Origin of the sequence: Tepidiforma sp. (genome assembly GCF_026419595.1) — a bacterium.
In the GTDB taxonomy this organism is placed as follows: domain Bacteria; phylum Chloroflexota; class Dehalococcoidia; order Tepidiformales; family Tepidiformaceae; genus Tepidiforma.
Genome location: NZ_JANZZD010000024.1, coordinates 11,027 through 34,914 on the forward strand (window position 1 = coordinate 11,027; position 23,888 = coordinate 34,914).

The following is a 23,888-nucleotide window of genomic DNA, read 5'->3' on the forward strand; positions in this document are numbered from 1 at the left end:
TCGTGCCCGTAGCCGCCCCCGGGGCTAGGCTGGAAGCGTGGGCAAACGCCTCTTCGACGTCACCCTCGTCCTGCTCAGTGCCCCCCTCTGGGTTCCCATCACCCTCGTCGCCGCCCTCCTGCTCGCCATCGACCTCGGCGGCAACCCGTTCTTCCTCCAGAAGCGCATCGGCCTGCACGGCCGCCCGTTCACGATGATCAAGCTCCGCACCATGCGTCACGCCCGCCCCGGCAAAGAAGACCGCTACGTCATCGACGACTTCACGACGTTCGTCTTCTCGCCGCCCGGTAAGCCGAACCCCCGCATCACCCGGCTCGGCGCCTTCATGCGTAAGACCTCCATCGACGAGCTCCCGAATCTCATCAACGTCCTCAAAGGCGATATGAGCCTCGTCGGCCCCCGGCCCGAGATTCCCGAGATCGTCGCCCAGTACCCGCCGCACTACCACCGCCGCCACGAAGTCCTCCCCGGCATCGCCGGCCTCGCCCAGCTCAACGGGCGTTCGGATTTGACCTATGACGAAACGATTACCTACGATCTCGCCTACGTGGACGACCACTCCCTCCGCGGCGATATCGTCATCCTCCTGAAAACTCTCCTCGCAGTCCTCAAAGGGAGCGGCGCCCGGTGAACCGCAGCTCCAGCCCCCTCGCCGCCCTCCGCCGCCTCGCGCCCGGCGACCCGCTCGGGACGCTCGTCGCCATCGCGCTCGATGTTGCCGTCGTCGCCGTCGCGCTCGCCTGCGCGATGCTCCTCCGGTTCGATGCCGACGTCCCCCGCCGCAACGCCGAGTTCGTCGTCCGCGTTTTCCCCCTCATCGCCGCCGCCTACGTCGTCGGCAACTTCGTCTTCGGTGTCTACCGCACCGTCTGGGCGTACGGCTCGCTCGGCGACATCATCGGCCTCTTCCGCCCCGTCTTCCTCGTCACCATCCTCCTCTTCTGCGTCAACTTCTGGCTCGAAGAGCGCCTCCTCCCCCTCTCCGTCATCCTCATCACCGGCGCGCTCGTCTTCCCCGGGATGGCCGTCGTCAAGATGCGCACCCGCCTCCTCATCCGCCTGCCGTGGATGAACAACGGCGAGCGCCGCCTCCTCATCGTCGGCGCCGGCCACACCGGCCAGCTCCTCGCCCGCGAACTGCAGGCGAACCCCGACCTCCCCTACCAGCCCGTCGGCTTCGTCGACGACGATCCGAAGAAGCTCCACCACCGCATCCACGGCCTCAAAGTCCACGGCACCGTCGCCGAACTCGAACACGTCCTCGACCGGATGGACGCTGAGATCGTCGCCATCGCCCTCGACCGTCCGGCGGGCCACCTCGTGCGCGACATCGTCGGCACCTGCCAGCGCCGCAACATCCCCGTCCGCATGGTGCCCGGCGTCGATAACTGGGTGCTCGGCCACGGCCACGATACCCTCCGCGAAATCACCCTCGACGACCTCCTCGGCCGCGAGCCCGTGCAGGTCGATTTCGCCGCCTGCAGCCAGTCCGTCCGCGACAAAGTCGTGCTCGTCACCGGCGCGGCCGGCTCCATCGGCTCCGAACTCTGCCGGCAGGTGCTCACCTTCCGACCGCGCGAACTCCACCTCCTCGACAACAACGAAACCGGCCTCCACGACCTCTCGCTCGAGCTTGCCGGCGTCTCGCCCGAGACCGCCATCCACCTCTGGGTCGGCAGCGTCGCCGAGGAGCCCCGCGTCCGCGAAGTCTTCGCCCGCGCCCGGCCCGACCTCGTCTACCACGCAGCCGCGCTCAAGCACGTGCCGCTCATGGAAGAGCACCCCGCCGAGGCTTTCCGCGTCAACGTCCTCGGCACGCTCTACTGCGCCACCGCCGCCCGCGAGGCCCAAACCGGCACCTTCGTCCTCATCTCGACCGATAAGGCGGTCCGCCCCAGCAGCGTCATGGGCGCCACCAAGCGCATCGCCGAGCTGCTCGTCATCGCCCTCGCCCGCGAATCGGCCCGCACCCGCTTCGCCGCCGTCCGCTTCGGCAACGTCATGGGCTCCCGCGGCTCCGTCGTCCCGACGTTCATGAAGCAAATCGAGCGCGGCGGCCCCGTCACCGTCATGCACCCCGAAATGCAGCGCTACTTCATCTCCATCCCCGAAGCCGTCTCGCTCGTCATCCAGGCCGGCACCTTCGGCGGCCGCGGCGATATCTACATGCTCGACATGGGCGAAGAGATCAACATCCTCGAACTCGCCGAGCGGATGATCCGCCTCCGCGGGCTCCGCCCCGGCGAGGACATCGAAGTCGTCTTCACCGGGCCGCGCCCCGGCGAAAAGCTCCGCGAAGAGCTCGTCGCCGATTTCGAACACCTCCAGCCCACGGCGCACCCCAAGGTCATGCGCCTCACCGCTTCCGTCGACGTCTCCGAGCGCGAAATCCTCCGTCTCATCGACGAAATCCGCGCCGTCATGTGGGGCGATCCCGAGGAAGTCCGCCGCCGCATCCACCTCGTCGCACGCCGCTTCTCCCTCGAAGAAGCCGCGTCTTCCACCGACACCCCGGAAAGCGAGGCCCTGCCCTCGTGAGCGAACCGCGCATCCACCCCACCGCCGAAGTTTCGCCCGCCGCCAGCATCGGCGCCGGCGCCTCCATCTGGCACCACGCGCAGGTCCGCGAGCGCGCCAGCATCGGTCCCGGCTGCATCATCGGCAAAGGCGTCTACGTCGGCGCCGACGTCCGCATCGGCGCCAACTGCAAGGTCCAGAACTACTCCTGCGTCTACGAAGGCAACACCCTCGAAGACGGCGTCTTCATCGGTCCCGAAGTCGTCCTCACCAACGACCGCTACCCGCGCGCCATCAACCCCGACGGCACCCTCAAAGCCGCCTCCGACTGGGACCTCTCCGGCTCCGTCATCCGCTACGGGGCAGCGGTCGGCGCGCGCTCCGTCATCCTGCCAGGCCTCACCATCGGCCGCTGGGCGCTCGTCGCCGCCGGTTCGGTCGTCACCCGCGACGTCCCCGATTACGCGCTCGTCGCCGGCAACCCGGCCCGCCAGGTCGGCTGGGCCTGCGCCTGCGCCCGCCCGCTCGATGCCGCCCTCGCCTGTCCCGCCTGCGGCCGCCGCTACCGCCTCGCTGGCGAAAGCCCCGCCCGCCTCGAACCACTCCCCTCCCCGGAGCCTGCATGACTGCCGTCCCCCGCCCGTACATCCCCGTCGCCCGCCCCCATGTCGGTGAGGCCGAAAAGCGCGCCGTCATGGACGTCCTCGATTCGGGCCAGCTCGCCGCCGGGCCCCGCGTCGAAGCCTTCGAGCGGGCCTTCGCGGCCTACACCGGCGCGAAGCACGCCATCGCCGTGAACTCCGGCACCGCCGCCCTCATCGTCGCGCTCCAGGCCCACGGCGTCGGGCCCGGCCACGAAGTCATCACCACGCCCTTCAGCTTCATCGCCACCGCCACCAGCATCATCGCCTGCGGCGCCACCCCCGTCTTCGTCGATATCGACCCCTTCGACCTCAACCTCGACCCGGAGAAGGTCGAAGACGCCATCACCGAGCGCACCCGCGCCATCATGCCGGTCCACCTCTACGGCCACCCGGCCCGCATCGCCGAGCTCGCCGAGCTCGCCGAGGATTTCTCCCTCGCCCTCATCGAAGACGCGGCCCAGGCCCACGGCGCCGAGCATGCCGGCCAGCGGGTCGGCACCTTCGGCACCGGCTGTTTCAGCTTCTACCCCACGAAGAACATGACGACCGGCGAAGGCGGCATGATCACCACGAACGACGACGAAATCGCCCGCCGCGCCCGCATCATCCGCAACCACGGCCAGGAAATCCGCTACCGCCACGACCTCTTCGGCCTGAACTGGCGCATGCAGGACCTCAACGCCGCCATCGGCCTCGCCCAGCTCGAACAGCTCGAAGGCTGGACCGAAGCCCGCATCGCCAACGCCGCCCGCCTCAACCGCCTCATCCGCGGCTTCGAAACCCCGCGCGTCCGCGAGGGCGACCGCCACGTCTTCCACCAGTACACCATCCGCGTGCCCTCCGGCCGCGATGAGCTCCAGCAGCAGCTCCACGAGGCCGGCATCGGCAGCGCCATCCACTACCCGGTCCCCATCCACCGGCAGCCGATCATCCAGCAGCTCGGGCTCGGCGAAGGCAGCTTCCCCGTCGCCGAGGCCGCTGCCGAGCACGTCCTCTCGCTGCCCGTCCATCCCGGCCTCGAAGCCGAGGACATCGATTACATCGCCGCCACGCTGAACCGCCTCCACAGCTGACCGCCGTGCGCAACGAACCCGCCCGCGCTACCCTCGAACCCGTGAACCGCACGCTCCGCGCCGCCGTCATCGGCCTCGGCTCCATGGGCGCCAACCACGCCCGCGTCCTCGCCGATACCCCCGGCGTCGAACTCGTCGCCGTCGCTGACCCCGATGCCGAGCGCGTCCGCAAGGCCGTCCAGGGCCGCCCCATCCCCGGCTTCGCCTCCCCTGCCGCCCTCCTCGCCGAGACGCGCCCCGATTTCGTCAGCGTCGTCGTCCCGACGGGCCTCCACGAGGAAGTCGCGCTCGCCTGCATCGAGGCCGGCGCCCACGTCCTCGTCGAAAAGCCCATCGCCGCCACGCTCGAGGCTGCCCGCCGCATCGCCGCCGCCGCCGACCGCGCCGGCCTCCTCCTCACCGTCGGCCACATCGAGCGCTTCAACCCGGCCGTCCGCGAACTCAAGCGCCGCCTCGCCGAGGGCCAGGGCGGCCGCGTCCTCCAGGTCCGCGCCCGCCGCGTCGGCCCCTTCCCCCACCGCATCCGCGACGTCGGCGTCATCCACGACCTCGGCCCCCACGACATCGACATCATGCGCTACCTGCTCGACGACGACGTCGAGCGCGTCTACGCCGAATCCCGCTCACACATCGCCACCGGCAACGAAGACCTCTTCGCCGGCATGCTCCGCTTCCGCGGCGGCGCGATGGGCCTCCTCGATATCAACTGGCTCACCCCCACCAAGGAGCGCACCCTCACCGTCCTCTGCGAGCGCGGCATGTTCACCGTCGACTACGCCGCGCAGGTGCTCTGCTTCTACGAGAACTACGCCGCCGCCGCGAAAGAGGGCGTCTACGCCTCCGTCACCGAAGGCCCGATGACCCGCTACCCCATCCCGAACCGCGAGCCGCTCCGCGTCGAGCTCGAGGCCTTCCGCGATGCCATCCTCGCCGGCGGCCCCGCGCCCGTCCCCGCCGCCGACGGCATCGCCGCCCTCGCCGTCGCCGAGGCCCTCGTCCGCTCGGGCGAAACCGGCCTCCCCGTCAGCCTCGACGAGGTCGCGACTCTCCCATGAACGTCGCCGTCATCGGCATCGGCCGCATCGGCCTGCCCCTCGCCGTCACCATCGCCTCCCGCGGCCACCGCGTGACCGGCTGCGACATCGACGCCGACCGCGTCGCGCGCATCAACCGTGCCGAGAACCCCCTGCCCGATGAGGCCGGCCTCGGCGAACTCCTCGCGCGCACCATCGCCGACGGCTCCTTCCGCGCCACGACCGATACCGCCGCCGGCGTCCGCGATGCCGCGGTCATCCTCTTCGCCGTCCGCGTCGACGTCGATGCCGATGGCCGCGCCGACCTCAGCCACCTGCTCGCAGCGGTCGATGCCGTCGCCCCGGCGCTCGCGCCCGGCGCCCTCTGCATCTTCGACACCACCCTCCCCGTCGGCACCACCCGGCGCGTCCTCGCGCCCCGCCTCGAACGCGGCGGCCGTCGCCTCGGCGACGACCTTCACGTCGCCTTCTCCCCCGAGCGCCTCCTCATGGGCCGCGTCATCGAAGACCTCACGAAGTACCCGAAAGTCGTCGGCGGCGTCGACCCCGAGGGCGGCCGCCTCGCCGCCGACTTCTACCGCCAGACCTTCGGCGGCGAGGTCCTCCTCCTCTCCTCGGCCGAGGCCGCCGAGCTCTCCAAGCTCGCCGAAGGCGCATACCGCGACCTCAACATCGCCCTCGCCAACGAGCTCGCCATGGTCGCCGACGTCCACGGCCTCGATATCGCGGAGGTCATCCGCGCCGCCAACTCGCAGCCCTACTCCCACATCCACGTCCCGGGCACCGGCGTCGGCGGCCACTGCATCCCCGTCTACCCCCGCTTCCTCATGCAGGGCGAAGGCCCCTCCGCCCTCTCCGCCCTCGGCCGCGCCGTCAACGATGCCATGCCCGGCTACGTCGTCCGCCGCCTCGCGGCCCTGCTCGGCGGGCTCGAAGGCCGGCGCGTCCTCGTCCTCGGCCTCACCTTCCGCCCGGATGTCGCGGTCACCTTCCATACGAACGCCGTCGACCTCCGCCGCGAACTCGAAGCGCTCGGCGCCCGCGTCGAAGGCCACGACCCGCTGCTCAGCCCGGAGGGCATCGCCTCGCTCGGCTTCGAACGCGCCGCCGAGCCGCTCGCCGGCTACGACGCAGCGATCGTCCACAGCTACCACCGCGCCTACGCCGGCCTCGATTGGGCGCACATCGCCCCGGTCGTCGTCGATGCCCGAAACGCCCTCGACCGTGCCGCCGTCGAAGCGGCCGGCGTCCGCTACCTCGGCGTCGGGCGGCCGCCGACCCCCGCCCGCTAGCCCCCGGCTGTCCCCAGCCGCGCTGCCGCCGCATCCAGCCCGGCCCGCAGGTCGGCCGGGAAGCCCTGCTCCCGCAGCAGCTTGCCGAACGCGTTCAGGAAGTACAGCACGTTCCCCGGCGTCGAGCTCTCACCCATCAAGCCGACGCGCCACACTTTCCCCTTCAGCTCGCCGAGGCCGCCGCCGACTTCGATGCCGAACCGCCGCAGCAGCGCGCCCCGCACCGCCGCGTCCTCCACCCCGTCCGGGATGCGCACCGTCGTCAACACCGGCAGCCGGTAGCCCGCCTTCGCGTGCAGCGTCAGCCCCAGCGCCTCCAGCCCCGCCTGCAGCGCCCGGCCGTTCCGTTCGTGCCGCGCCCAGCGCGCCTCCAGCCCTTCCTCCAGCACCAGCCGCAGCGCCTCGTGCAGCGCGTAGATCATCGAAATCGGCGCCGTGTGGTGGTACACCCGCCGCTCGTCCCAGTACGCCTCGAGCAGCTGGAGGTCGAGATACCACGTGTTGCACGGCGTCTCCCGCCTCCGCACCGCATCCCACGCCCGCGGCGAGAGCGTGATCGGCGCGGCGCCCGGCGGCGCGCTCAGGCACTTCTGCGTGCCCGAATAGACCGCATCGGCACCCCACGCATCCGCCCGCACCGGCACCCCGCCGAGCGACGTCACGCAGTCGACCAGCAGCAGCGCCCCGGCCTCCCGCGCGATGCGCGCGAACGGCTCTACCGGCGTCTCCGCCCCTGTCGACGTCTCCGCGTGGACGATCGCCACCAGCTTCACATTGCCCGCCGCCCGGACCGCCGCCTCCACCACCGCTGCGTCCGCCGGCTCGCCCCATGGCGACTGCACCCGCGTGACCTCGCCGCCGGCCCGCTCCGCCATCTGCGCGATCCGCTCGCCGAAGTACCCGCAAATCCCCACGACCACGCGGTCGCCCGGCTCCACCAGGTTCATCACCGCCGCTTCCATCCCGCTCGTGCCGGTGCCCGGCGTCGCCAGCGTTACCTCGTTCTCGGTCTGCAGCACCTCCCGCAGCATCCCGCGGCACTCGTCCATCGCCCGGAGGAAGTCCGGGTCGAGGTGGCCCAGCAGCGGCTTCGTCATCGCCGCGAGCACGCGCGGGTGCGCCCCGCTCGGCCCGGGGCCCATCAGGATGCGGTTCGGAGGAGTAAACGTCGTCGGCATGCCGCCGATCCTACCCCCTGCGCACCGCAGCCGCCTCCCGGCTCGCAGCCCCTTTTTCGACGCGCGTGTACAATCGAGCCACTACCACACGTGAGGTATTCCATGGACTTCCGCGACACCCCGGAAGAGGCCGCATTCCGCGCCGAAGTTCGCAAGTTCATCGAAGAGGAGGGCCACAAGGCCCGCCAGCGCGATGACGACGGCGAGCGCGGCTTCTACGGCGGCAGCAAAGAGTGGACGAAGGCCCTCGCCGCCCGCGGCTGGGTCGCCCCCGCCTGGCCGAAGGAGTACGGCGGCGCCGGCCTCTCCGTCATGCAGCAGTTCATCTTCAACTGGGAGCTCGCCGAGGCCCGCCTCCCCCGCCCCGGCGGCATCGCCGTCGGCTTCGCCGGCCCCACCCTCATCGTTCACGGCACCGAAGAGCAGAAGCAGAAGTACCTCCCCGGCATCCTCTCCGGCGAAGACATCTGGTGCCAGGGCTACTCCGAGCCCGGCGCAGGCTCCGACCTCGCCGCCCTTCAGACCCGCGCCGTCCGCGACGGCGACGACTACATCGTCAACGGTCAGAAGATCTGGACCTCCGGCGGCCACCTCGCCAAGTACATGATCCTCCTCGCGCGCACCGACCCGGATGCGCCGAAGCACCGCGGCATCACCTATTTCATCGTCGATATGAAGAGCCCGGGCATCACCGTCCGCCCGCTCGTCAACGCCGCCTACACCCACGAATTCAACGAAGTCTTCTTCGAAGACGTCCGCGTGCCGCGCGCCAACATCATCGGAGAGGAGAACCGGGGCTGGTATCTCGCCCAGACGACCCTCTCCTTCGAACGCTCCAACATCGGCGGCTCCGTCGGCGCCCGGCAGGCCGTCGAAGACCTCATCAAGTTCGCCCGCGAAAACACCGCGAACGGGCAGAGCACCCTCGCGCACAACCCGGCCGTCCGCCACGAACTCGTCGAGCGGTACGTCGAAGCCGGCGTTGCCCAGATGATGAGCTTCAAGATCGTCTCCATCCAGGCAAAGGAAGGCGTCGCGCCCGGCCACGAAGCCGCCGTCGCCAAGCTCTACGGCACCGAGCTCAACCAGCGCATCTACCGCACCGGGATGAAGGTCCTCGGCCTCTACGGCCAGCTCGATGCGAAGACCGACGGCCCCAAGCCCCCGATGCGCGGGCGCATCAAGTACATGTACCTCCGCTCGATCGCCAACACGATCGAAGGCGGGACGAGCGAAATCCAGCGCAACATCATCGCCACCCGGGGCCTCGGCCTGCCCCGAGGCTGACGCTTCCTCCCGGCCATCGACCAGCGGCCGCCCCTTTCCGGGGCGGCCGCTTCGCGTCCCGGACCTGCCCAAAGTGGACCTGTCGGGCGCCCCGCCAATCACGTGTACTGTGGCAATGGACCGTCCCGACCCGGCCGAACGCGCCGCTTGTGCATGGTGGGCGGCGGACCGCGCCATCGCCACCTTCGAATGGCTGTCCACCGGCTTCCTCGAAGCGTCGGCCGCTAACGGCTGGCCGCGTAAAGTTCACATCGCCCACCTCGCGGACTGGAATCTCGCCTGCGCCGCCCTGCTGGAAGGTCGGCACCCGGCCGAGGCGATGGGTATCTCGGCCCGGCTCTGGCGCACTGCCGCCGAAGCCGATATCAACGCCTGGCTCGCCGCGCTCGCCATCGACCTTTCGCCCACCGAATGCATCCGGCGTTACCGGGAAAGCTGCGAACGGCTCCGCGCCGCCCTGGAGCGGCCCGCGCTGCCGCTCCGGGTCCCCTTTCGCCCCGGTGACCCCGAATTGCTCTCGCCTCTCGGCCGCGAGGCCGACTTCAGCCGGGCCCATCTCCTCGCGCACCTTGAGGCGCTGCTTCCCGACCCGCGGGGTCTCCGGCGCGACGCGTCTCGTGCGGCCCGCCGGGGGCCGCCGGCCACCGCCTGAGCCCGGGGCCTTCAGCTCAGGAGCCCGGCCCGGTGGCGCCTCCGCCGCCGCCTTGCTGCCGGTTGTTCGCCAGCATCATCGCCAGCAGCCAGCTGAAGACCGCCGCCAGCGCCAGCAGCACCGCCAGCCCGAAAATCACCAGCATCCCCCGGTCCAGCCCATCCGAGCCGCCGGCGTCCCCGCCTGCCTGCGCCGGCGCCCGCGTCGGGATGGCTGTCGGCCCGGCCTGCTGCGGCCGCTGCGTCGGGGCCGCAGTCGGCGCGGCCGTCGGCTGGGCACGCGGCGCCAGCCCGTGCTCCCGCCGGAACTCGTCTTCGAACTGCGTCATCGTCAGCCCGTACACCCGCTCGATCGCCTGGTCGTACCGCGTGCCGGCCTTGATCGTCCGCATCAGCTCCGCGAACTTCGCCGGCCCCTCCCGGTCGACGAGGAACTTCACCATGAAGTACGCCTGCCCGTAGAACACGCCCACGAGCTGCGGATTGCTCGTCGGCACGACCATCTGGTTGAACGGAATGAGCCGGTCGGCCCGGACCGCCACCCGGAACGCGCCCTCATAGTCGCCCGGCGACGACTGCGCCAGCACGGCCGCCCCCTCATCCATCCACGCCGGCAGTTTCGCCAGCGCGCCCTGCCCCGCCACGTCGTTCAGGATGTGCCCCAGTTCGTGCCGCAGCGTATCCGTCCGGTCGTTCGAGCCGCACGGGACCGGGATCATCAGCAGGATGTCATTCGTCACCTTCGTCCCGCAGGTCGTCACCGCCGCATCGAACCGGCCGCCCTGGCCCGGCCGCGCCGGGTTCATCTCCGCCTCGTTCGCGAAGAGGATGACCTTCACCGGCAGCGTCGTCAGTTCGATGCCGTACAGCTGCCGCCCGATCCGCTCGTACGTATCGGCGCCGGCATTCAGGTAGGCCCGCGCCAGCGTCTCCCGGTCGCCGTGGTAGTACACCACCATGAAGTCGTTCGCTACCGACTGCCACTGCCGGTCCGGCGGCAGGTAGAGGAACTGCTGCTCCTCGCTCCGCGCGACCTGCCCGTCCGCCGTCGTCACTTCCCAGTAGTAGGTGAACTCCGAGCCGACCGGGATGTAGTTCTGCCCGGTGTTGACCAGCAGCTCCACCTCCGCCGTCAGCGTCCGCGCCGGCGCGAGGTCCTTCGGCTTGTCCAGCGCCCGCGTGCCGCGCCCCTTGATGGCGTAGTGGAGCGTCGCGTCGGTGATGTCGGTATCCGCCCGCGCCGTCACGCGGAAGGTCAGCGCGCGCGGGTAGCCGTTCTCCACGCTGACCGATTCGATGACCGCTGCGGCCCGCGCCGGAGCGCTGCCCGGGCCCAGCAGCCCCAGCGCTACCAGCGTCAGCGCGGCCGCCGCCGCCAGCCTCATGCCTCCTCCTGCCCGACCTGCGCCCGCAGATACGCCTCGATGAACGGGTCGATCTCCCCGTCCAGCACGGCCGTCGTGTCCGACGTCTCGTACCCGGTGCGCAGGTCCTTCACCAGCTTATACGGGTGCAGCACATAATTGCGGACCTGGCTCCCGAACGAAACATCCACGTGCTCGCCCTTCAGCCGCGCCTTTTCTTCTTCTTGGCGGTTCAGCTCCAGCTCCAGCAGCCGTGCTTCGAGCACCTTCATCGCGCTCTCTTTGTTCTGCGCCTGCGACCGCTCGTTCTGGCAGGTCACCACGATCCCCGTCGGGATGTGCGTGATCCGCACCGCCGTCGAGTTCTTCTGCACGTTCTGGCCGCCCGCCCCGCTCGAACGGAAGACGTCGATCCGGAGATCGTCAGGGTTGATCTCGATCTCCCCGACCTCGTCGACCTCCGGCATCACCTCCACCTTCGCGAAGCTCGTCTGCCGCGTCGCCGCCGAGTTGAACGGCGAAAGCCGCACCAGCCGGTGAACCCCGCGCTCGCTCTTCAGGTAGCCGTAGGCGTACGGTCCGCGCACTTCGATGGTCGCGCTCTTGATGCCCGCCTCTTCGCCTTCCGTCAGGTCGAGGATTTCGGCCTCGAAGCCTTTCCGCTCCGCCCAGCGGAGGTACATCCGCAGCAGCATCTCCGCCCAGTCCTGCGAATCCGTGCCGCCCGCGCCCGCGTGCACCGCGAGGATGGCGTTCCGCATGTCGTACGGCCCCGAAAGCTGGAGCTGGAACTCCAGCCGTCCGAGCTCCTGCTCGATGGCGTCGAGCTCCTTCGCCGCATCGGCCGCCGTCGCCTCGTCGCCCTCCGCGAGCGCGAGCTCGATGAGCTCCGCCGCATCCCGGGCGCGCCGCTCCAGCCCGCGCCACGTTTCGACACGCTCCCGCCGCGCGGCGAGCTCCTGCATCACCTTCCGCGCCGCGGCCGCGTCGTCCCAGAAGCCGGGTTCGAGGGTTTGCTGTTCGAGTTCTGCTACGCGAGCTTCATCCCTGGCGAGGTCAAAGACGCACCAGGAGGTCAGAGATCCGGTCCGAAAGCTCGCGCGCGCGCGCCTGCAGTTCGTTCATACGCGCATCCTCGCACGCCCCGGCCCCACGATCGAGCCGCTCAGCGGCCGCCGTCGGCCCGGAGCGCCCGGGTCAGCATCCACGCCCGCTGCAGCGCCGTCAGGTTCGAAAGCACGGCGAGGATGACCATCGCGGCCGTCAGCCAGCCCAGCAGCAGCCCGACCCCCAGCACCGCCACCCGCTCCTGCCGCCGGAACAGCCCCTCCCGCATCGGGACACCTTCCACCTCCGCCCGCGCCCGGAGGTAGCTCACGGCCACGCTGCCGAGCAGCGCCGCGTACGCCGCGCCGACCTGCCACTCCTGCCCCCGCGCGGCGAAATACCACGCGCACGCCGCCAGCACGACGGCCTCGCTCGCCCGGTCCAGCACCGCATCGAACACCGCACCGAACGGGCTCGCCTTCCCCGTCGCCCGCGCCACCGCCCCGTCCACCAGGTCGAGCGCCGAGAACACGAGGTACACGATGCCCGCTGCCAGCAGGCTCCCCCGCGCCACCAGCACCGCCGCCGCGGCGTTCCCGGCCGCCCCGGCCATCGAGACCATGTTCGGGGTAATCCCGAGCCCGCCGACGGTCCGCCCGATGGCGTCCTGCACGCCCTTCGGCAGCCGGGTGGGCAGCAGCGTCACGCCCATCAGCGGCCCGGCCCCGCCAGCTGCGCCGCCCGCCGGGCCCGCGTCTCCGCCACCTGCTCCCGTTCGTACAGCAGCCGCTCGTAGTACGACATCACCCGGTGGGCGACGTTGTCCCAGCTATAGTGCCGCGCCAGCTCCCGGCCGCGGGCGCTCAGCGCCTCCCGAAGCGCCGGATTGCGCAGCAGCCGCAGGATGCCCTCGGCGATCGCGTCCGGATCCTTCGGCCGGACGAGCAGCCCCTCCATCTCGTGCGTCATCACCCCGGCGAAGCCTTCGATGTTGCTCGCCACCACGGCATCGCCCGCCGCCAGCGCCTCCAGCAGCACGTACCCCTGGCTCTCGTTCCCCGTGTTCGGCGCGCAGAACACGGTGCAGCTCCGGTGGTAGCGCGGCAGGTCGGCATACGGCACGTTCGGCCGGAATACGACGTCCGGGAACGGCGCCATCACCCGCTCGAACCGCGTGAAATCCCCCGCCCCGACCACGATCAGCCGCGTGTCCGGCTCCACCTGCCGGATGCGCAGGTACGCCCGCAGCAGGTAGGTCAGCCCCTTCCGCTTCTCCGGCCGGCCCACGAAGAGGATGTTCTTCTTCCCGTCCATGAACTCCGGGAACGGCTCCGCCGGTCCCGCGAAATGCTCGTAGTCGATCCCGTTCGGGATGATGTTGAAGTAGCCCGGGAAGTAGCGGCTCACCAGCTTCACCGCCGCCGGCGACACCGCGATCTTCCCCTCGATCTTCCGGAACCACCGGCGCGTCAGCGGCGTCGTGTACCCGTAGAACCGGTTGCCGCCCTCCTTCGCCGCGTGGAACGTCCCCACGTTCACCGCCTTCGAATACCGCAGGAAGTGGTACGGCAGCAGCGGCATCAGCGGCTCGTGCAGGTGCACCACATCGAACCGGTGCTCCTGCAGCACCCGCTTCACCTCCGGCGACTTCCACGAGAACGTGATGCGCGCCACGGAGCCGCTCACCCGCATCGAAAACGGCCGCCCCATCACGTGGATCTCGTCCCGCACGCGCCCCGGCTCCGAGGCCGGCGCGAAGATGATGACCTCGTGCCCCCACGCCCGGAAGGACGCCGCGAGGTGCCGGATGTGCGTCTTCACGCCGCCTTCGACGCACCAGTCGTACGGGCTGACGAGCGCGATCTTCACCGCCGGCCTCCCAGCATCCGCACCACCTTCCGCGGCGTCGCCGAATACCCCCACGCCAGCCCCAGCGCGAGCTTCGCGGGCGGCACCGCGGCCGGCGGCGTCATCGCCGCCCTCGTCGTCCCCGCCGCGATCGCCCGGCGCAGGTCGGCCCCCGTCGCCCCGGGGAACTCCGTCCAGCCGCTGCCCACGTGCTCGAGGTGGTGCGCGTCCGAGCTCCCCGTCGCCGGGAGCCCCCACCGCTCCCCGTTGAGCCGCGCGGCCTTCGCGCCGGTCCGCCGGCCGGCCGGGCTCGGGTTCGCCAGTTCGATCGCGTCGAACCCCACCCCTGCTTCGCCCCGCTGCCAGAGCGCATCCAGCGTCCGCTGCCCCACCGACCGCGTCAGCCAGCTGAGCGGGTGGGGGGCCACCGCGAGCCCGCCGGCATCGTGAATCATCGCGAGCGTCGATTCTACCCCGCGGAAGCTCGGCACGTCCCGCTCGATGAACAGCGCCAGCACGTGCCCCTGCAGCGTCGTCACCTCCGCCCCGGGGATGACCTCGAACCGGTAGCCGCGCTTCGCCGCCAGCTCCCGCGCCTCCAGCCCGCCCCGCACGTCCTCGTGGTCTGTCACCGCGATGACGTCGAGGTCCGTGCAGTGCTCCACCCACGCCAGCAGCTGCTCCACCGAAGCGAAGCCGTCGCTCACGCGCGTGTGCAGGTGGAGGTCAGCCTTCCCCACAGCCGTGCACCTTCCAGAAGTCTTCGAGCACCGCCCACTGGCCCGGGTCCCGCCGCAGGTGCCGCTCGAGCAGCCCCGCGAAGCGCTCCACCGCGCAGCGGATGTCCGCCTCGGCATCCTCGGTCGCCGCCACCCGGAACGGCTCCTCCACGTCGATCCGGAACTGGTCGCCCCGCTTCCGGCTCGAAAAAATCGGGATGACGAGCGCGTCCGTCCGCCGCGCCAGCTCCCACGGCCCGCGCGGCAGCCGGACCGCCCGCCCGAACAGCCGCGTGCAGACCCCGGTGTGCTGGATGTCGCGGTCCCCCATCACGCCGACCACGCCCCCATGCCGCAGCGTCTCGATGCACGCCCGCACCCCGGCGAAGTTTGCCTCGAGGAACGTCCCGCCCGCCGACGACCGCAGCTTCAGCATGTACTCCGCCCAGTCGCGCGGCTCCAGCCGCTCCACGAGCGCCACGAACGACCGCCCGCGGAACGTCAGCGCCTGGATCGCCATCTCCGCGTTCCCCGTGTGCGCACTCACGAGCAGCACCGCCCCATTCGACCGGAGCAGCTCCAGCCGCTCGTCGTGGTAGATCTCCAGGTGCTCGGCTTCGAACCGGGACATCTCCCGGCGCGGCAGCGTCACGAGGTCGAGGAAGTACTCCAGCACGTGCTGCACGGCCCTGCGGCCCTCCCGGCGCGCCCGCTCCCGGTCGCCGTCGCACAGCGGCAGCAGGTTCCGCGTCACCCGCCGCCGGAGCGCCGGGTTCAGCGCCCACGTCACCCGCGCGACTGCCGGCGCGATGGCATAGAACGGTCCCGGCCAGCGCCCGGCCAGGTGGTAGGCTGCCTTCATCGCGAGCGCCCGCCCGCTCATGGCGCTGCCCCGTCCCCTGCGCCCTGCCCCCGCCAAAGCTCCCGGAACATGTACCACTGCTCCGGCTGCTCCCGGATGAACCGCTCGTGCGCCGACATCACCCGCTGCGTCAGCGTCCGCACGCACTCCGGCTTCGCCTCATCGCAGGGCAGAATCGAGAAGTCGCCCACCACCTCCATCCGCCGCCCCTGCGGGTCTGAGCGCCGGAACGCCACCGGCACCAGCGCCGCGCCGGTCGCCAGCGCCAGCCGCGCCGGCCCGGCCGGCACCTCCACCGGCTCGCCGAAGAAGCTCACCTCCACGCCCTCCCCCGGCACCGGCCGGTCGATGAGCAGCGCCAGGAGCCCGTTCCGCCGCAGCGCCCGGACCATCGAGGGCCCGGCCCGCTCCAGCCGAATCACCTGCATCCCCAGCTGCTCCCGCGCGCCGAGCACCAGCTCGTCCAGCCGCGGGTCGCCGAACCCCTCCGCCACCACCGCCAGCGGGTAGCCCTTCGCCGCCGCGAACGCGGCCCCCGCGTCCCAGTTGCCGTAGTGCATGCAGACGATGACCGCGCCCCGGCCGCGCTCCAGCAGCCGGTCGAGCGCCGCGAAGGCCGCTTCGCCCTCCACCTGCGGCAGCCGGAAGCGCCCGCCATCGAGCCGCATGAAATCGACGAGATAGCGGAAATACCCCGCCAGCGAGGCGCGCCCGACCCGGTCGACGAGCCCGCGCTCCGCCGTGCCCAGCACCCGCGCGAAGTTCGCCCGCATCGCCCGGCGGCCCCGCGGCCAGCACCAGTAGGCCGCATGGCCGAGTCCCCCCGCGATCCGGTAGGCCGCCGGCGCCGGCGTCCGCCCGATCGTCGCCCGGGCTGCCCGCCACGCCCAGTACTGCACCGCGCCGAAGTTCGGCAGGCTCGCCGTCTTCGGCAGGCTCCGCGCACGCTCAGCCCCGTTCGAATCCCCCATCACGGTCAAGTGTACCCGGCCGTCACCTACCGGCCCGTTTACAATCCTTTCCATGGAGCTCAAGGTCACCCGCTACGCGGCCGCCGATGGCGTCGCCGTCATCACCCTCAACCGCCCTGAACGGCTCAACGCGTGGACCGGCCGCATGCACACCGAATACCGCTGGTGCCTCCAGCAGGCCGAGGCCGACCCGGCCGTCCGCGTCATCGTCGTGACCGGCGCCGGCCGCGGCTTCTGCGCCGGCGCCGATGCCCGCGCCCTCGAGGGCCACATCGAAAAGGGCGGCTACGACCCGGGCACGCCGGCCGACCTCCCCACCCCCGGCTTCGGCGTCCGCCCCGAATTCGACCGCGACTTCGCCTACCACTTCGGGCTGGCGAAGCCGACCATCGCCGCCGTCAACGGCCCGGCGGCCGGCGTCGGTCTCGTTCTCGCATGCTTCTGCGACATTCGCTTCGCGGCCGCCGGCGCGAAGCTCACCACGGCCCACGGCCGCCTCGGCCTCCCCGCCGAATACGGCCTTTCGTGGCTCCTCCCCCGCCTCATCGGCCTCTCCCCGGCGATGGAGCTCCTGCTCTCCAGCCGCGTCTTCCTCGCGGAAGAAGCGGAGCGGCTCGGCCTCGTCCACCGCGTCCTCCCGGCCGATGAGCTGATGCCGGCCGTGCTCGACTACGCCCGCCGGCTCGCCCGCACCATCGCCCCGTCCTCCCTCCGCGAGACGCGCCGCCAGGTCTACGCCGACCTCCACCGCGACGTCGGCAGCTCCGTCGACGCGGCTCAGCGCCTGCTCGACGAGCTGACTCGCGGCCCGGACTTCCGCGAAGGTGTCGCCGCCCTCCTCGAAAAGCGCGAGCCCGACTTCCTCGCCGTCAGCCCGCCGCGCACTGCGCCGCCAGCGAACTGATCGCCGTGATCCGGCGCCCCTGCTGGATTTCGTCGAGGAACCCCTCCGTGCAGTACCCGAGGGAGATGCCGGTCGCCGGGTCGCACCAGCCGATCTGCCCGCCGGCGCCGCCGTGCCCGAACGCCCGCGGCGAGCAGGTCCGCCCGAAGCCCCGCAGGTGCATGTTCCCGTCGTCGCCGGCAACCACCACGGTCAGCGCGCGGTTCACCGGGTAGTCGAGGATGGGCACGCGGTGGTGCTCCTTCGTCCGGACCTCCGTCGCCCACGCAATCGTCTCCGGCTTCAGGATGCGCTTGCCGCTCGGCCCCTCGCCGCCGTTCACCAGCGCCTGGTAGAAGAGCGCGAGCTGCGCCGCCCCGCCGATGCCGCCGCCCCCCGGCACCCCCACCGCCCGCACCTCGGGCCGGTTGAACTGCAGGATCGCCTCCGGCGTCACTTCGCCCCAGCCGCCCGGCGGTGGCACCGGCGGAATGAGGTGCCGGACGTCCGCGACGCGCCCGTTCAGCTCCGCCGGCAGCCCGAGGTACAGCTCCTCAACGCCCGCCGGCGCGAGAATCCGCTCCCGCACGTACGCCCGGAAGTCCATCCCCGTCCGCCGCTCGATGATCTCCGCGAGCACCCAGTGCGCGCTCGTCGCGTGGTATTCGAACTGTGTCCCCGGCTCCCAGTTCAGCCGCCAGCTCGCGAACCGCTGCAGCCGCCGCTCGCGGTCGTCCCAGTCCAGCGGCGAGAACGGCGCATACGGGAAGCCGGCGATGTGCAGCATCACCTGCTCGACCGTGATGCCGTCCTTCCCGTTCGTCCCGAACTCCGGAACGATCTCCGCCACCCGCTCATCGATCCGCAGCAGCCCTTCCTCGCACAGCGCCCACGTCGCCGCGCCGACGATCGCCTTCGTGCAGCTGAAGATCGTGTAGAGCGTGTCGTTCGTCGCCGGCACCTCCTCCTCCCGGCCCTCATGGCGCACCGTGCCGAACGTCCGGACGCCAGCCAGCCGCCCGTGCCGGGCTACCGCCACCTGCGCGCTCCTCAGCGTGCCGTCGTCCACATCCCGCTTCGCCCGCGCGAAGACCGCCTCCAGCTTCTCGCTGTCGATGCCGATATCTTCCGGCGTCGCCGCCGCGTACTGTTCGAACCCCATCGTGCGAACCTCGTTCGTGGTGGCCCGGAAGCTTACCCCCCGGCGGCGCTCCCCGCGAGCCGCCCAATCCCCCGCCCGGGCTACAATGCCGTCAGGCCCCCGTAGCTCAGAGGACAGAGCAGGCGCCTTCTAAGCGCTTGGCCGCAGGTTCGAATCCTGCCGGGGGCGCCAGCCCTGCCGTAGACTGCTCCCCACCTCCCGCCCGGGTTCCGCTCATGCGCATCTCACCCTCCGTCCGCGCCGCCCTCGTCCCCGACGACAACCCGATGCACCCGGAATTCACCTGCATCTACCTCGTCGGCGCCGAAGGCCGCCAGTCGCTCACCATCGATTCCGGCGAAGCCATCGACCGCTACCGCTGGTTCCTCAAGGGCTACCTCGCCGCCGTCGAACGCGAAGAAGTCGCCATCGCCGCCATCACCCACCACCACAGCGACCACTCCGGCAACCTCAAGTGGGCGAAAGAAGCGCTCGGCGCCGAGGTCGCCATCCCCGCCAACGGCCGCCAACTCCTCAAGGGCCGCATCCCCGCAACGGTCACCTCCCTCCGCGACGGCGACGTCATCGACCTCGACGGCGGCGTCCGCGTCCGCATCCTCGCAACGCCCGGCCACTCGGTCGATTCGCTCTGCTACTACATCGAAGAGGAAGGCGTGCTTTTCACCGGCGATACCCTCCTCGGCTCCTCCACGACCACCGTGTGGGACCTCGCCAGCTACCGCCGCACCCTCCAGCGGCTGCTCGAACTCCCGAACCTCCGCGTCATCTGCCCCGGCCACGGCCGCATCGTCCGCGACCCGCGCGAGCGCCTGCAGATGTACATCGACCACCGGAACATGCGCGAGCGCCAGATCCTGCAGGTGCTCGAAGGCGGAGGCGCACTCTCCAGCTGGGACATCATGCTCCAGCTCTACCCCGACATCGACCCGCGCCTCCGGCGCGCCGCCGACAACAACGTCCGCGCCCATCTGAAGCAGCTCGCCGACGAGGGCCGCATCCGCGAATACCCCGGCATCCCCCGCCGGCCGCCATCCCCCCGCGCCGTCGCCCGCGCCGAGGAGCACGCCCGCCAGCGCGACCTCCTTATCGCAAAGGCCCGCAAGCTCGAAACGCAGAAGCGCCGCGAAGAGCTCCGCCGGCAGGAAAACCCGCCCACCGCCGAGTGGAAAGAGCCGCCCCGCTACGAACTCATCGGCACCGCCGCCGACGCCGCCCGCTAGTTCGCCGCGGCGGTCGCGGCCGGCGAGAGCGTGGCGGCCGGGCTCGCGCCGCTGGCCGGCGGGGTCGGCGTCCGCGTCGGTGTGGGCGTCGGCGTCGGCGTCCGTGTCGGGGTCGCCGTCGGCGTGGGCGTCGGCGTCAGCAGCCGGATGTCCGGCGCCGGCGGATTCAGCGGGTCCAGCACGAGTACCGGCGTCGTCACCAGCACCAGCTGGATGCGCTTCCCCGTCCGCTGCGCGACGAACGCCTGGATCGTCTCCGCGTCGCTGATGGTCGCCTCCCGGTCCACCTGCGCCTCGACCCGCACCTTCGTGCTGCCGTCCTCCCCGGACGAGCGGCTGACCCGCTCCACGCTGCCGTTCGGGAACAGGTTCGTCACCGCTTCGCGCGCGGCTGCCGCGATCTGGTCCTCCTCCCGCGCCTCCTGCACCGCCCGCATCGTCAGGCCCGCCAGCGCGACCGCCAGCACGGCCACCGGCACCGCCCCCAGCACCAGCCGCGGCCCCGGGTGCGTCGGCGAATGGTGCCGCATGCCGCTCAGCAAGAACACCACCGCCGCCGCGCTCATGATGGCGCTCAGGTTCGTCACGAACAGGAGCAATGCCCCGCCCCAGGTGCCGCGGTCCCCCAGCGAGAGCCCGATGCCCACCGTGCAGAGCGGCGGCATCAGCGCCGTCGCAATCGCCACCCCGGGCAGCGCATCGGCCGCCCGCTGCCGCACCAGCCCGTAGGCGCCGATCGCCCCGCCGGCCAGCGCGATACCGAGGTCCAGCGGGTTCGGCCGCGTCCGCGCCTGCACCTCGCCGGGGATCGTCTCCAGCACCGCGAACGGCGAGGCCCGCAGCAGCTCCGTCAGCACGAACGAGAGCGCCACCGCCGTCACCATCCCCTCAGCCAGCGACCACATCGGCGCCAGCGGCTCCCGGCGCGCCCCGCCCAGCAGCGCCAGCGCGAGCGCCATGATCGGCCCCAGCAGCGGCGCCACCAGCATCGCCCCGATCACCACCGGCGTCGAATCGCCGATGAGCCCCAGCGTCGCGATGACGCACGAAAACCAGACCAGCAGGCGGAACCGGAGGTCTGGCCGCGCCGCCCGGAAGATCGCCGCCCGCAGGCGGCCCCTCGGCAGAATCGGATGTCCCGGCACCGCCGCCAGTGTCGCCGATTTCCCCGCTCCGGTCGCTCCCGCCCGCCCTGCTCGCCGCGCCGCGCCCTGCCGATACCTCCCGGTGAACCACCCATCCCCTGCCCCGCGGAGACCGCCATGCTCAAGGGCGAACGCACCATCCTCCGGCCCATGCGGCGCGATTATCTCGAGCGCCTCCTCGAATTCCACAACGACGTCGAGCTCCAGCTGCTGGGTGGCGAAGACGTCCCCGTGCCGCTCACCCCGGAGCACCTCGCCGAGCGTTTCGAAGCCCTCTACGCCGGCCAGTCGCCCCGCCCGTCGTGGTTCGCCATCGAAGTCCAGGGCGGCAAAATCATCGGCCACTGCATGCTCCGCAACATCGACGAAGCCGCCCGCACCGCCGAACTTCGCATCACCATCGGCGACCGCGACTACATCAACCGGAAGTACGGCCGCGACGTCGTCCGCCTCCTCGTGAAATACGCCTTCCGCCTCCGCAACCTCCGCAAGGTCTGGCTCGCCGTCCCGGCCTCGAACGAACGCGCCCGGCGCTGCTTCGAGGCCGCCGGCTTCGCCGTCGAAGGCTGCCAGCGCGCGCACACCTGGGTCGATGGGCGCTACGATGACCGCATCCTGATGGCCGCCTTCCGCGAGCCCCCCGCGGAGCCCGCGCCGCCCCCCGCAGAGGAGCCCAACGCCCATGCCCCGGATGACGCCTGAGACGCTCGCCGAATTCCTCCAGCTGCCGACGGTCGGCGTCATCGCCACTCTCCGCCGCGACGGCGCCCCCTACACCGTCCCCGTCTGGTGGCTCCACCGCGACGACGGCATCTGGATCACCGGCACCTACAACCGCGTCTGGTGCAAACACCTCCTCCGCGATCCCCGCGCCTCCCTCTGCATCGAATCCGGCCCCCCGCTCACCGGCCACGTCGAATTCGACGGCCGCGTCACCCCGTTCGAGCTCCCCACATTCGATATCTGGCCCATCTCCCGGCTCCTCGCTGAGAAGTACGTCGGCCGCGGCGACCCCGCGAACGCCGCCGCCGTCGACGCCTTCTTCGCGAACATGCAGACGGAGCCCCGTCTCCTCTTCCGCCTCGAACCCGAGGTAACCCGCGCCATCGACATGCGCGTCTACCGCGGCAAGCGCGCCGACCGGGAGTTCCAGCAGCGGGTCCGCGGCGAAGAATAAGACATAACGATTCGCGCCATTCACTTCCCCCGCGTCCTCCGGTACGATCAGGGGACCCTGGAACCCCGCCGCACCGCCGGCACCGGAGAAGCATGGCCAACGACGTCGCCCGCCGCCTCGCCATCAGCGTCCAGCCCGTCCCGAAGCAGGACCCCGAAGAGCGCAAGCGCAACTTCGAAGAGACCTACCTCGGGTTCGACCTGAACGCGGCCCGCATCGAAGCCTCCCGCTGCATCCAGTGCCCCTCGGCGCCCTGCCAGGAAGCCTGTCCCGTCCACAACGACATCCCCGGCGCCCTCGCCCTCCTCGAAGCCGGCGATATCCTCGGCGCCGCCGACAAGTTCCGCGAAACCTCCAACCTCCCCGAGATGTGCGGCCGCCTCTGCCCGCAGGAGAAGCTCTGCGAAGGCGCCTGCGTCGTCGGCTTCGCCATCCGCCCCGGCGGGAAATCCGAGCCGCCCGTCACCATCGGCAAGCTCGAAGCCTTCTGCACCGACTACCAGCGCCAGCAGCTCGGCGGCTACCCCATGCCGCGCTACATGCCCGAGCCCACCGGCTTCAAGGTCGCCGTCATCGGCTCCGGACCCGCCGGCCTCGCCGTCGCCGAGCAGCTCGCCGATAAGGGCCACAGCGTCACCGTCTACGAATACTGGCCCGAGCCCGGCGGCGTCCTCGTCTACGGCATCCCCAACTTCAAGATGCGGAAGAACATCGTCGACGAGTACATCGCCCACCTCGAGGCCATGGGTGTCCAGTTCATCTGCAACACCTACGTCGGCCGCGATATCACCATCGACGAACTCTTCCGGCAGGGCTTCCACGCCGTCTTCATCGGCACCGGCGCCGGCGTCGGCAACGAAATGGGGATCGAAGGCGAAGACCTCGAGGGCGTCTACACCGCCACCGAATTCCTCGTGCGTGGCAACCTCGCCCCCGAGTTCCTCCCGGAGCGCTACCGCGAGCCCCTCCCGAAGCTGAACGACGTCGTCGTCATCGGCGGCGGCGATACCTCCATGGACTGCGTTCGCACCGCCGTCCGCCTCGGCGCCCAGAACGTCACCTGTGTGTACCGCCGCACCGAGGCCGAGATGCTCGGCCGCGCCGAAGAGCGCAAGAACGCCCGCGAAGAAGGCGTCCGCTTCGAAATGCTCACCCTGCCGACCCGCATCCTCGGCGACGAACAGGGCCGCGTCCGCGCCGTCGAATGCCAGCGCATGGAGCTCGGCGAGCCCGACGAATCCGGCCGCCGCCGTCCCATCCCCGTGAAAGGCAGCGAATTCATCATCCCCGCCGATGCCGTCGTCATCGCCATCGGCTACGGCGCCGACCCCGTCGTTCCCCAGACCACCAGCGGCATCCGCACCGACCGCAAGGCCCTCATCCAGGTCGATGAAAAAGGCCGCACCACCCGGCCGGGCGTCTTCGCGGGGGGCGACAACGTCAACGGCGCCGACCTCGTCGTCACCGCCCTTGCCGACGGGCGCCGCGCTGCCGAAGCCATTCATGAGTACCTGATGACGCTCCCGGCCCCGCGCCGCTGAGCGGCCACGAATTACACACCGTTTACAAACGGACCCTGCGCAACGGTTCGGCCCCGTTCGATCTTTCCGGTGAGATCGCACGGGGTCGACCATGAACAAGCCTCCCGTCCTCAACGCCTTCCTCCTGCCGGCCCAGGACACCACCGCCCTCGGCTCCGTCGAAACCCCGCTCCTCGTCCGGCTCCTCCGGCCCGCGTCCTTCGCCGTCTGGCTCCTCGTCTTCTGCGTCCAGGCCCAGACCGTCATCGCCCGCGGCGGCGGCACCAACTGGTT

At 71.0% G+C, this 23,888-nt stretch carries 24 protein-coding genes and 1 tRNA gene; 15 read left to right on the top strand and 10 right to left on the bottom strand.

Annotated features, from left to right (window positions below; genetic code table 11):
* Nucleotides 1-37 precede the first annotated feature (37 nt).
* Genes N2041_RS11535 through N2041_RS11560 form a run of 6 tightly spaced genes read left to right on the top strand, consistent with a single transcriptional unit; the run spans nt 38 to nt 6,560 of the window.
* Nucleotides 38-631 carry a sugar transferase gene (locus tag N2041_RS11535; RefSeq protein WP_297678734.1) on the top strand — a complete coding sequence of 198 codons (594 nt, stop codon included), beginning with the start codon at nt 38-40 and terminating at the stop codon, nt 629-631.
* Entirely contained in the window at nt 628-2,538 is a 1,911-nt protein-coding gene (locus tag N2041_RS11540; protein ID WP_297678735.1) for a nucleoside-diphosphate sugar epimerase/dehydratase, read from the top strand. The genes N2041_RS11535 and N2041_RS11540 overlap by 4 nt, the downstream gene beginning before the upstream one ends.
* Entirely contained in the window at nt 2,535-3,143 is a 609-nt protein-coding gene (locus N2041_RS11545) for an acyltransferase (protein ID WP_297678736.1), read from the top strand. Before N2041_RS11540 ends, N2041_RS11545 begins: the two co-directional genes overlap by 4 nt.
* Nucleotides 3,140-4,234 carry a DegT/DnrJ/EryC1/StrS aminotransferase family protein gene (locus N2041_RS11550; protein ID WP_297678737.1) on the top strand — a complete coding sequence of 365 codons (1,095 nt, stop codon included), beginning with the start codon at nt 3,140-3,142 and terminating at the stop codon, nt 4,232-4,234. Before N2041_RS11545 ends, N2041_RS11550 begins: the two co-directional genes overlap by 4 nt.
* Before the next feature lie 41 nt (nt 4,235-4,275).
* Complete coding sequence (locus N2041_RS11555) at nt 4,276-5,289, top strand: Gfo/Idh/MocA family oxidoreductase (protein WP_297678738.1); 1,014 nt, start codon at nt 4,276-4,278, stop codon at nt 5,287-5,289.
* A complete protein-coding gene (locus N2041_RS11560) occupies nt 5,286-6,560 on the top strand; it encodes a nucleotide sugar dehydrogenase (protein WP_297678739.1) in 1,275 nt (424 codons plus the stop codon). The genes N2041_RS11555 and N2041_RS11560 overlap by 4 nt, the downstream gene beginning before the upstream one ends.
* On the opposite strand, the gene N2041_RS11565 is transcribed toward N2041_RS11560, so the two are convergent.
* Nucleotides 6,557-7,738 carry an alanine--glyoxylate aminotransferase family protein gene (locus N2041_RS11565; RefSeq protein WP_297678740.1) on the bottom strand — a complete coding sequence of 394 codons (1,182 nt, stop codon included), beginning with the start codon at nt 7,736-7,738 and terminating at the stop codon, nt 6,557-6,559. The genes N2041_RS11560 and N2041_RS11565 overlap by 4 nt on opposite strands.
* Before the next feature lie 102 nt (nt 7,739-7,840).
* Here N2041_RS11565 and N2041_RS11570 point away from each other — a divergent pair, with 102 nt between their 5' ends.
* Both N2041_RS11570 and N2041_RS11575 read left to right on the top strand, forming a co-directional pair.
* Nucleotides 7,841-9,025, top strand: coding sequence for an acyl-CoA dehydrogenase family protein (locus N2041_RS11570; RefSeq protein WP_297678741.1), 1,185 nt, complete (start codon nt 7,841-7,843; stop codon nt 9,023-9,025).
* A gap of 115 nt (nt 9,026-9,140) precedes the next feature.
* On the top strand, nt 9,141-9,677 hold the full coding sequence (locus N2041_RS11575) for a hypothetical protein (RefSeq protein ID WP_297678742.1): 537 nt from the start codon (nt 9,141-9,143) through the stop codon (nt 9,675-9,677).
* A gap of 16 nt (nt 9,678-9,693) precedes the next feature.
* On the opposite strand, the gene N2041_RS11580 is transcribed toward N2041_RS11575, so the two are convergent.
* From N2041_RS11580 to N2041_RS11610, 7 genes are all read right to left on the bottom strand, one after another.
* Nucleotides 9,694-11,061: a peptidase MA family metallohydrolase gene (locus tag N2041_RS11580; protein WP_297678743.1), complete on the bottom strand. Its 1,368-nt coding sequence runs from the start codon at nt 11,059-11,061 to the stop codon at nt 9,694-9,696.
* Nucleotides 11,058-12,165 (bottom strand): peptide chain release factor 2 gene (gene prfB, locus N2041_RS11585; protein WP_297678744.1). Its coding sequence is split into 2 segments (ribosomal slippage): nt 11,058-12,098 and nt 12,100-12,165, totalling 1,107 coding nucleotides; the frame shifts between segments, so codons are not numbered across the junction. Before prfB ends, N2041_RS11580 begins: the two co-directional genes overlap by 4 nt.
* Before the next feature lie 40 nt (nt 12,166-12,205).
* Entirely contained in the window at nt 12,206-12,799 is a 594-nt protein-coding gene (locus N2041_RS11590; RefSeq protein ID WP_297678745.1) for a CDP-alcohol phosphatidyltransferase family protein, read from the bottom strand.
* Entirely contained in the window at nt 12,799-13,956 is a 1,158-nt protein-coding gene (locus tag N2041_RS11595) for a glycosyltransferase family 4 protein (protein ID WP_297678746.1), read from the bottom strand. Before N2041_RS11595 ends, N2041_RS11590 begins: the two co-directional genes overlap by 1 nt.
* Nucleotides 13,953-14,675 carry a PHP-associated domain-containing protein gene (locus N2041_RS11600; RefSeq protein ID WP_297678747.1) on the bottom strand — a complete coding sequence of 241 codons (723 nt, stop codon included), beginning with the start codon at nt 14,673-14,675 and terminating at the stop codon, nt 13,953-13,955. The genes N2041_RS11595 and N2041_RS11600 overlap by 4 nt, the downstream gene beginning before the upstream one ends.
* Nucleotides 14,662-15,537 (bottom strand): lysophospholipid acyltransferase family protein, encoded by an 876-nt coding sequence (locus N2041_RS11605; RefSeq protein WP_297678748.1) that lies wholly within the window; start codon nt 15,535-15,537, stop codon nt 14,662-14,664. The genes N2041_RS11600 and N2041_RS11605 overlap by 14 nt, the downstream gene beginning before the upstream one ends.
* Nucleotides 15,534-16,487 carry a hypothetical protein gene (locus N2041_RS11610; RefSeq protein ID WP_297678749.1) on the bottom strand — a complete coding sequence of 318 codons (954 nt, stop codon included), beginning with the start codon at nt 16,485-16,487 and terminating at the stop codon, nt 15,534-15,536. Before N2041_RS11610 ends, N2041_RS11605 begins: the two co-directional genes overlap by 4 nt.
* A 52-nt stretch (nt 16,488-16,539) precedes the next feature.
* Between N2041_RS11610 and N2041_RS11615 the strand changes: the two genes are divergently transcribed.
* Complete coding sequence (locus N2041_RS11615) at nt 16,540-17,391, top strand: enoyl-CoA hydratase-related protein (RefSeq protein WP_297678750.1); 852 nt, start codon at nt 16,540-16,542, stop codon at nt 17,389-17,391.
* On the opposite strand, the gene N2041_RS11620 is transcribed toward N2041_RS11615, so the two are convergent.
* Nucleotides 17,357-18,532, bottom strand: a complete 1,176-nt coding sequence (locus N2041_RS11620; protein ID WP_297678751.1) for a serine hydrolase — start codon at nt 18,530-18,532, stop codon at nt 17,357-17,359. The genes N2041_RS11615 and N2041_RS11620 overlap by 35 nt on opposite strands.
* 95 nt (nt 18,533-18,627) lie before the next feature.
* Between N2041_RS11620 and N2041_RS11625 the strand changes: the two genes are divergently transcribed.
* A tRNA-Arg gene (locus tag N2041_RS11625) sits at nt 18,628-18,703 on the top strand.
* Between the two features lie 44 nt (nt 18,704-18,747).
* Nucleotides 18,748-19,752 (top strand): MBL fold metallo-hydrolase, encoded by a 1,005-nt coding sequence (locus N2041_RS11630; protein ID WP_297678752.1) that lies wholly within the window; start codon nt 18,748-18,750, stop codon nt 19,750-19,752.
* On the opposite strand, the gene N2041_RS11635 is transcribed toward N2041_RS11630, so the two are convergent.
* Entirely contained in the window at nt 19,749-20,897 is a 1,149-nt protein-coding gene (locus tag N2041_RS11635) for a DUF389 domain-containing protein (RefSeq protein ID WP_297678753.1), read from the bottom strand. The genes N2041_RS11630 and N2041_RS11635 overlap by 4 nt on opposite strands.
* Before the next feature lie 117 nt (nt 20,898-21,014).
* Between N2041_RS11635 and N2041_RS11640 the strand changes: the two genes are divergently transcribed.
* From N2041_RS11640 to N2041_RS11655, 4 genes are all read left to right on the top strand, one after another.
* Complete coding sequence (locus N2041_RS11640; protein ID WP_297678754.1) at nt 21,015-21,599, top strand: GNAT family N-acetyltransferase; 585 nt, start codon at nt 21,015-21,017, stop codon at nt 21,597-21,599.
* Nucleotides 21,580-22,074: a pyridoxamine 5'-phosphate oxidase family protein gene (locus N2041_RS11645; protein ID WP_297678755.1), complete on the top strand. Its 495-nt coding sequence runs from the start codon at nt 21,580-21,582 to the stop codon at nt 22,072-22,074. Before N2041_RS11640 ends, N2041_RS11645 begins: the two co-directional genes overlap by 20 nt.
* Nucleotides 22,075-22,166: 92 nt before the next feature.
* Complete coding sequence (gltA, locus tag N2041_RS11650) at nt 22,167-23,615, top strand: NADPH-dependent glutamate synthase (protein ID WP_297678756.1); 1,449 nt, start codon at nt 22,167-22,169, stop codon at nt 23,613-23,615.
* A 91-nt stretch (nt 23,616-23,706) separates the two neighbouring features.
* The coding region (locus N2041_RS11655; protein ID WP_297678757.1) for a hypothetical protein at nt 23,707-23,888 on the top strand (182 nt) is incomplete at its 3' end.